Origin of the sequence: Thalassotalea sp. Y01 (assembly GCF_012932945.1) — a bacterium.
Taxonomy (GTDB): domain Bacteria; phylum Pseudomonadota; class Gammaproteobacteria; order Enterobacterales; family Alteromonadaceae; genus Thalassotalea_A.
In genome coordinates this window covers 25,546-32,939 of sequence record NZ_JABBXG010000015.1, presented here as the reverse complement: position 1 = coordinate 32,939, position 7,394 = coordinate 25,546, and the positions used below count along the sequence as shown (strand labels likewise).

Genomic DNA, 7,394 nt, shown 5'->3' with positions numbered 1-7,394 from the left:
ACAGGTTTCTTCTTTAGAAAACTGTACTGTATCGATTGGGTCATATTTGGATGAACCACCACCACCGGCCATGATTTTAATTTGTGTCGCACCGTTACGTAAGTTGGTGCGCGTTGCTTTTAATACTTCCGCTTCACCATCGGCAACAGCGCCAATACCAAAGTGTTCAAAGTTTGATGCATCGTGTGCACTGGTTGGTGAGAAGCCGGCATCACCGCGGTCACGAAAATCACCATGGCCAGAGGTTTGTGAAATAAAAGTGCCTGATGGAAAAATCTTAGGACCGATAATATGACCAGAATTGATGTTACGCATCAGTCCAAATGCTGGGCCACCCATGTCACGCACTGTGGTGAAGCCATCCATAAGAAAACGTTCAGCGACAATCGAAGCACGATAAGACATATCGGTTAAGTCCATATCACTTTCAACGTTAGCAAAGTTGTTGTTGATCATGATGTGCGCATGACCATCAATAAGGCCAGGCATTAAGGTTTTACCTTGACCATCGATGATCCGAGCATCGCCGTTAATGGGGATATCGTCATCACTGATTTTGCTAATGGTGGTACCTTCAACTAACACGTTAAGACCTTTGTAAAGCTTATTGTCAGTACCATTAAACACGTTAACGTTTTTAAATAAGGTGGTGCCGGCTTCAATCTTAAAGTTTTGGTCGACCGCCGGAGCACCGCCACCGGCAGCAAGGATGTTTGCCGCATAGGTTAGAGCACCAAGGCAAATGGCGGTAATAAACGCAGTTGTTCTAGATTGATTTTTCATTTTCATCATGGCTTTCCATTAGGGCGCAGATACAAATTGATCACTATGCGTAGGCATCTGCATGATTTAATAGATTTTTAACATTGAGTCAGGCGTCAAGTGTTATCGATATAGGAATTATTGTTTATATCTGGTTTGTTATATAAAAGTTTGATTTAACTGCAATTAAGTATAGAACGAATTTTTCAGGTAAGAGCTAGCATTAGCATGTTTATGATAGCTTAACATGTGTGTTGTCGAAGGGTTGGAGACCATTTAATGCGCGTTTATTATTGCGGCTATTGGTTGACTTATCTACCACTAATCGCGCATAGATTTGGCTATACGCAACAACCTAATTTCATTCGCGCGTTTAAGCGTTGTCCTAGCACAGCACCACATAAACCCCAAAAAATAGTGCCATAGAAGGAGCATGTTTTCGCTGTGAATGCCGCATTATTGCTTGAAATAACCAATGGATTGGCTAATTGCTATACAAAACCATGGTGTTTTTTATTGGTAAGATTGGAATAAAAATTCACGCTAAATAGAAATTGTGCATAGTTATGCGGTTTTTATCTAAAAACCACTGTTTTTTACTCATTTTTCCTCTTGACAGTGAATATTTACATCTAATTGACATTTTATCATTGCCATTTTGAATTTGAGTGATTATTCTAAATTCTTTATTACGCTAATGAGATCGACTATGGAAAACCTATCACAAGTATTTATTGAAGCTGGTATGCTTTTACTAGTTGGTATGGGGTTTGTTTTCGCATTTTTAACTGTTTTGATTTATGCCATCAAACTGCTGGCCAAGATTGGCAGCCATTTTCCAGAGACTGCACCGCAGAGCAAAAAAGTAAACACCTCTGTTGCCAAGAGTGATCAAATCGCGCCAGGGGTTGTTGCTGCAATTAGCACTGCTATCGCTCACTATCGCAAGAATAACGTACAAATTTAGGAGCAAACTATGTCCGAGTCATTAAATAAGTTGGGGATCACTGAGTTAGTCTTACGTGATGGTCACCAATCATTATTGGCTACCCGTTTTCGTTTAGAAGATATGTTGCCAATTGCCAAAAAAATGGATGAAATCGGTTATTGGTCTATCGAATCATGGGGCGGCGCTACGTTCGACTCTTGTATTCGTTATTTAGGTGAAGATCCATGGGAGCGCATTCGTAAATTAAAAGAGGCGATGCCTAATACCAAGCAACAAATGCTGTTTCGTGGCCAAAATATCCTTGGTTATCGTCACTATGCTGATGACGTTGTAGAAAAATTTGTAGAGCGAGCCCATGTAAATGGCGTTGACGTGTTCCGAATTTTTGATGCCATGAATGATACCCGCAATTTAGAAACCGCGATCAAAGCGGCGGTTAAAGTTGGAGCACATGCCCAAGGTACGTTGTCATTCACCGAATCTCCAGTGCATACCATCGATACCTGGCTTGATATGGCCAAACGAATGCAGGATATGGGGGCTCACTCGTTATGTATTAAAGATATGTCAGGTTTACTTAACCCGTACGACGGCGAAGAGTTGATTGGCAAATTAAAAGATCAGGTTGGTTTACCTATTTCATTGCATTGTCATGCGACAACTGGTCTAAGCATGGCCACTCACATGAAAGCCATTGATGCCGGTGTTGATGTGATTGATACTTCCATTTCATCAATGTCGATGACTTATGGGCATTCACCAACAGAATCTATCGTTTCTACGGTTAAAGGTCGTGACCGAGATACTGGTCTTGATATGGAAAAACTGGCCGAAGTTGCAACTTACTTCCGTGAAGTGCGAGCTAAATATGCCAAGTTTGAAGGCAGCTTGAAAGGCGTTGATGCACGTATATTGTTAGCACAAGTGCCTGGTGGCATGTTAACCAATATGGAAAATCAACTGCGTGAGCAAGGCGCAGCAGACAAGTTTGACGAAGTGTTGGAAGAGATCCCGCGTGTTCGTAAAGAGTTAGGTTACATTCCTTTGGTTACGCCAACATCACAAATTGTTGGTACCCAATCGGTACTAAACGTGCTCACCGGTGAACGTTATAAGTCGATCACTAAAGAAACCGCTGGTGTTCTTAAAGGCGAATATGGCGCGACACCAGCCCCTGTTGACGGTGATTTACAAAAGCGCGTGTTAGATGGTGGTGAAGCGATTACAGGTCGTCCTGCGGATTTCCTTGAGCCTGAGCTAGATAAACTCGAAACCGAACTGATGGAATTAGCAAAAGATAAAAATATTGATCTTGCTGACGAGGTTATCGACGACGTATTAACCTACGCACTTTTCCCGCAAATTGGCCTTAAGTTCCTAGAGAATCGTAACAATCCAGACGCGTTTGAACCGGTACCGAGTGCCGACGATGTTAAACCGGCAGCGGTTCAAGCAGCGCCTGTTAAAGGTAAAGCCGAAAGCTATGCAGTACAAGTAGACGGTCATGTTTACGATGTGGTTGTCGCCCCAGGTGGTAGCATTGAAAACATTGCGGTTGCTGCGCCTAGCGCTTCTGCAGCGCCTGCTGTGGCGTCTGGTGGCTCGACAATTGATGCACCATTGGCAGGAAACATCTTCAAGTTGTTGGTGAAAGCTGGCGATACGGTTACTGAAGGCGATGTGGTTGTTGTCATGGAAGCGATGAAAATGGAAACAGAAATTCGCGCAACGGCAACTGGCACGGTGTCGAGTGTTGATGTAAAAGAAGGCGATAGCGTAGCTGTAGGCGACGCGTTGCTGACGTTGTAGGAGTAGCAAATGGACTCCTTGAATATCCTGTGGAACTCCACAGGCCTGGCTAACTTTGAGTTGGGCCAGGTGATCATGATGTTGGTCGGCCTCGGTTTGCTATTTTTAGCTATAGCGAAAAAATTTGAGCCTTTGTTGTTATTGCCAATTGGTTTTGGTGCAATCCTAACCAATATACCGGTTGCTGGTTTTAGCGAAGTCGGTGGTGTATTGCACTACATTTACTACGCTGGCATTGATACCGGTATCTTCCCATTATTGATTTTTATGGGGGTTGGTGCGATGACTGATTTTGGCGCGCTTATCGCCAATCCGCGTATGTTATTGCTCGGTGCGGCAGCGCAGTTTGGTATTTTTGCCACACTGTTTGGTGCCATTGCCTTAAATGCGCTCCCGGGTTTTAATTTCAGTCTGCAAGATGCCTCAGCAATAGCCATTATTGGTGGAGCTGATGGTCCAACGGCTATTTTCTTAGCCTCGAAACTTGCCCCAGAATTACTCGGTGCCATTGCGGTAGCAGCGTATTCATACATGGCACTCGTACCCATAATTCAACCACCAATCATGAAAGCGCTAACCAATAAAGAAGAGCGCAAGATTGAAATGAAGCAATTGCGTCATGTCACCAAAATTGAAAAGATTTTGTTCCCATTAGCTGTTTTGATGATGACCATTTTCTTTCTACCAGCAGCCACGCCGCTAGTGGGCATGTTCTGTTTAGGTAACTTGATGCGTGAATGTGGTGTGGTGGATCGTTTAAGCTCAACGGCGCAGAACGAGTTAATTAACATCGTCACCATCTTCCTAGGTTTAGGTGTTGGTTCCAAGCTAAGCGCTGAATCGTTTTTGAATGTTGAAACCTTAGGTATTTTAGGTCTAGGTGCTGTGGCATTTTCAATCGGTACCGCAGCAGGTGTATTAATGGCGAAAATAATGGCTAAGTTCTCTACCGACCCAATTAACCCATTGGTTGGTGCTGCCGGTGTGTCTGCCGTGCCTATGGCGGCACGCGTGGTCAATAAAGTTGGTCTTGAGTCAAACCCACATAACTTCTTGTTAATGCATGCGATGGGACCAAATGTCGCGGGTGTCCTTGGCTCGGCGGTAGCTGCAGGTGTATTGTTAGCCTTAGTTGGTTAAACGATTAATCTATATCGAAAAAACCACGCTCAAGCGTGGTTTTTTTATGCCTGTAATTTTTATCATAATTGCTTTATGGTTAATTGATAAACGCAATATCAGGGACTTATTATGTTACGTAACATCGCTATAATCGTACTGTTATTTACTTCATTAACCGCTTTGGCCAATCAACCATCATGGCGAAAAGTCGAACAAGAGAATCTGCTCTACCTGAAAACCAATCAAGGCACTGTGACCATTGAGTTGGCACAGTTTTTTGCTCCTCGTCATGTTGAGTACATGCGTAAGTTGGTACAAGAAGGCTTTTATGATGGCCTACCGTTTTATCGGGTGATCGAAAACTTTGTGGTGCAAGGCGGCGATGCCAGCGGCAGCAAAACCAGTAAAGTCAAAACCTCAATGCAGGCTGAAATTGAGCGGGACATCAATAAAGAATCGCCATTTACCTTAGTTCAGTCTGCTGACTTATTAGCAGAGCAGACCGGCTTTATTCAAGGTTTCGCGGTAGGGCGCTCTGTCAGCGAAAACAAAGAATGGTTAATTCATTGTCCGGGGGTGATCAATTTAGCCCGGGGCAATAACATTCATTCTGGCACCACAGACTTTGCCATTATGTTTGGCGTCTCACCGCGCCATCTAGATCGCAATATGAGCGTATTTGGCCGGGTTATTGATGGTTGGCAAGCGCTGTATAAAATAGAGCGAGGCGATGACTTATTGAGTGGTGCGTTTAGTGATGCAAAACAGCCAAGTTTTATTATCAAGGCATATCTTGGCTCTCAATTGGCAAAAAATGAGCAGCAACATTGGCTCATTGAAGATACTACAAGCGACTATTTTCAAAACAAATTAGCGCAACGCCGCAAGTATTCACATGACTTTTACCATCACAAAGGAAACGGCAATCTTGATGTTTGCTATCAAAAAGTTGCCAGCCAACAGGAGAGCAAATAATGGTAGCGGAAACAATCAATTATATCGAATTGCCAACCACAGACATTCGCAAAGTTAAACAGTTTTATAGTCAGGCATTTCAATGGCAATTTACTGACTATGGCCCGGACTATACGGCGTTTAACGACGGGTCATTTAATGGTGGCTTTTACCTGCACGATAAAACCGCCAGCTATCAACAAGGTGCACCTTTAGTGGTGCTATATTCCAGTCATTTAGAAGAATCTTTGGCAAAAGTGATTAACCACGGTGGGGTTATTGTAAAACCAATATTTTCCTTTCCCGGCGGCCGACGTTTTCATTTTACTGATCCTGGCGGCAATGAGTTAGCTATCTGGTCAGATAGTTGATTTAGAGACTAAATGGTTAGTGACCAATAAGACTGTAGTTTTAAGCAAAGAACTAACGATAATGTCATTTAATCTTTTTATTCAATAAAAGTGCTTTACCTCAACCAGACTTGAGGTATTAGTATGCTGCTTTATATAGTAAAGCGTAACCATCATGGTGGGGCGCGAGCACATTTCAGGAGTATAAAATTGCTAACACCTTCACAACAACAATGCTATTTGGCACGTATAAATGTTGATATGCCACAACCATTGTCTTTATCATCCTTGCAAACCCTAATGCAGGCACATTTATATCATGTGCCATTTGAAAACCTCGATATTCCATTAGGGAAAACCTTGTCTCTTGAATATAACGACTTATTCAGCAAGATAATTGAAAACAAGCGTGGTGGCTTTTGTTATGAGGTCAATTACCTGTTTTCACAGTTACTTAAGTCATTTGGATATCAGATAAACTTGTTAGCAGCCAATGTTTGGAGTAATGGACGCTATGGCCCTGATTTTGACCATTTATTGATTCGAGTTAAATTGCCTGAGGATGACGCTATTGTCGATGTGGGCTTTGGTGACAGTTTTAGGGTGCCCGTGCCTCTTTCTGGTGAGCAAATTAACGATGGTTTTCATCATTACCAACTACAGCAATCCGGGCAGGAATATGTATTGGTAAAAACAACAGGGCAAGGTGAACAGAGTCAACAGTACAAGTTTACCTTAAGGTCTTGGACAATTGCCGATTTTAGCGATATGTGCCGCTATCAGCAAACCTCATCAGAATCACAATTCTCCCGTAACTCTATATGTACTATTGCAGACAAGACTGGACGCAAAACCATCTCCAATGGACAATTGATTATCACCGAACATAATCGTAAAACTCGAATTGAGTACCGAGATATAGACACATACAAGCAGGCTTTGCTGCAACATTTCGGCATTGAATTACCCGAGCTAGAAATAAATCAGAATATAAATAAGTTGCTGTTTCGCTTAAAAGAGTGACGAAGATAGTTGCAGAATAAGGCTAGCGGATTAACCATTTTGTTGCGCTTTATAACGTTCAACAGCAGCCGAGTATGGTATATCTAAGCTTAAATACGCTGGGCCAAATGTCGACAAGCCTTTATCTGTTACAAACTCTTTAGGCACAGGCAAAACGACGACACGGACATTGCTTCCTTGGTGACAATTAGGGTTGGTGATTGGCTCGTTGTTATCCATGTCACAGCAACAGATTAAATCAGGAATGGTAACGTCAATTTTGCCATTTAAATACGCGGCCATGTTCTCATTTTTGACGTCTATTCGATAACTACGGCCTCCCTTGGTAATCGCTGATATTGCGCTTCTTCAGCAACTGATAGTGGTGAAATCGACTACATATCATTGTGCTGCTTTGCTGATATTAAATCGCTGAACCGAACTTG

8 protein-coding genes are annotated in these 7,394 nt (G+C 42.7%); 6 read left to right on the top strand and 2 right to left on the bottom strand.

The annotated features are described in order from the left end of the window. Positions 1-792 (bottom strand): amidohydrolase family protein (locus HII16_RS16315; protein ID WP_211183547.1); only part of this gene is annotated, 792 nt, incomplete at its 3' end. A 679-nt stretch (positions 793-1,471) separates the two neighbouring features. Here HII16_RS16315 and HII16_RS16310 point away from each other — a divergent pair. The 6 genes from HII16_RS16310 (at position 1,472) to HII16_RS16285 (ending at position 6,969) form a co-directional block, all read left to right on the top strand. Next, positions 1,472-1,729 carry an OadG family transporter subunit gene (locus HII16_RS16310; RefSeq protein WP_135439376.1) on the top strand — a complete coding sequence of 86 codons (258 nt, stop codon included), beginning with the start codon at positions 1,472-1,474 and terminating at the stop codon, positions 1,727-1,729. A gap of 9 nt (positions 1,730-1,738) precedes the next feature. Then, complete coding sequence (gene oadA, locus HII16_RS16305) at positions 1,739-3,520, top strand: sodium-extruding oxaloacetate decarboxylase subunit alpha (RefSeq protein WP_169131853.1); 1,782 nt, start codon at positions 1,739-1,741, stop codon at positions 3,518-3,520. A 9-nt stretch (positions 3,521-3,529) separates the two neighbouring features. Further along, the gene (locus HII16_RS16300; RefSeq protein WP_169131851.1) at positions 3,530-4,660 is read left to right on the top strand and encodes a sodium ion-translocating decarboxylase subunit beta; all 1,131 of its coding nucleotides are present in this window, start codon (positions 3,530-3,532) and stop codon (positions 4,658-4,660) included. A gap of 111 nt (positions 4,661-4,771) precedes the next feature. Further along, entirely contained in the window at positions 4,772-5,617 is an 846-nt protein-coding gene (locus tag HII16_RS16295) for a peptidylprolyl isomerase (protein ID WP_169131849.1), read from the top strand. Beyond that, on the top strand, positions 5,617-5,967 hold the full coding sequence (locus HII16_RS16290) for a VOC family protein (RefSeq protein WP_169131847.1): 351 nt from the start codon (positions 5,617-5,619) through the stop codon (positions 5,965-5,967). The genes HII16_RS16295 and HII16_RS16290 overlap by 1 nt, the downstream gene beginning before the upstream one ends. 189 nt (positions 5,968-6,156) lie before the next feature. Continuing rightward, complete coding sequence (locus tag HII16_RS16285; protein ID WP_169131845.1) at positions 6,157-6,969, top strand: arylamine N-acetyltransferase; 813 nt, start codon at positions 6,157-6,159, stop codon at positions 6,967-6,969. A gap of 30 nt (positions 6,970-6,999) precedes the next feature. On the opposite strand, the gene HII16_RS16280 is transcribed toward HII16_RS16285, so the two are convergent. Continuing rightward, positions 7,000-7,299, bottom strand: coding sequence for a hypothetical protein (locus HII16_RS16280; protein WP_348981437.1), 300 nt, complete (start codon positions 7,297-7,299; stop codon positions 7,000-7,002). Positions 7,300-7,394 lie beyond the last annotated feature (95 nt).

Coding starts and splice junctions, on each gene's coding strand:
- oadA (WP_169131853.1), top strand. CDS start 1,739: ATGTCCGAGTCATTAAATAAGTTGGGGATCACTGAGTTAGTCTTACGT.
- HII16_RS16290 (WP_169131847.1), top strand. CDS start 5,617: ATGGTAGCGGAAACAATCAATTATATCGAATTGCCAACCACAGACATT.
- HII16_RS16295 (WP_169131849.1), top strand. CDS start 4,772: ATGTTACGTAACATCGCTATAATCGTACTGTTATTTACTTCATTAACC.
- HII16_RS16310 (WP_135439376.1), top strand. CDS start 1,472: ATGGAAAACCTATCACAAGTATTTATTGAAGCTGGTATGCTTTTACTA.
- HII16_RS16300 (WP_169131851.1), top strand. CDS start 3,530: ATGGACTCCTTGAATATCCTGTGGAACTCCACAGGCCTGGCTAACTTT.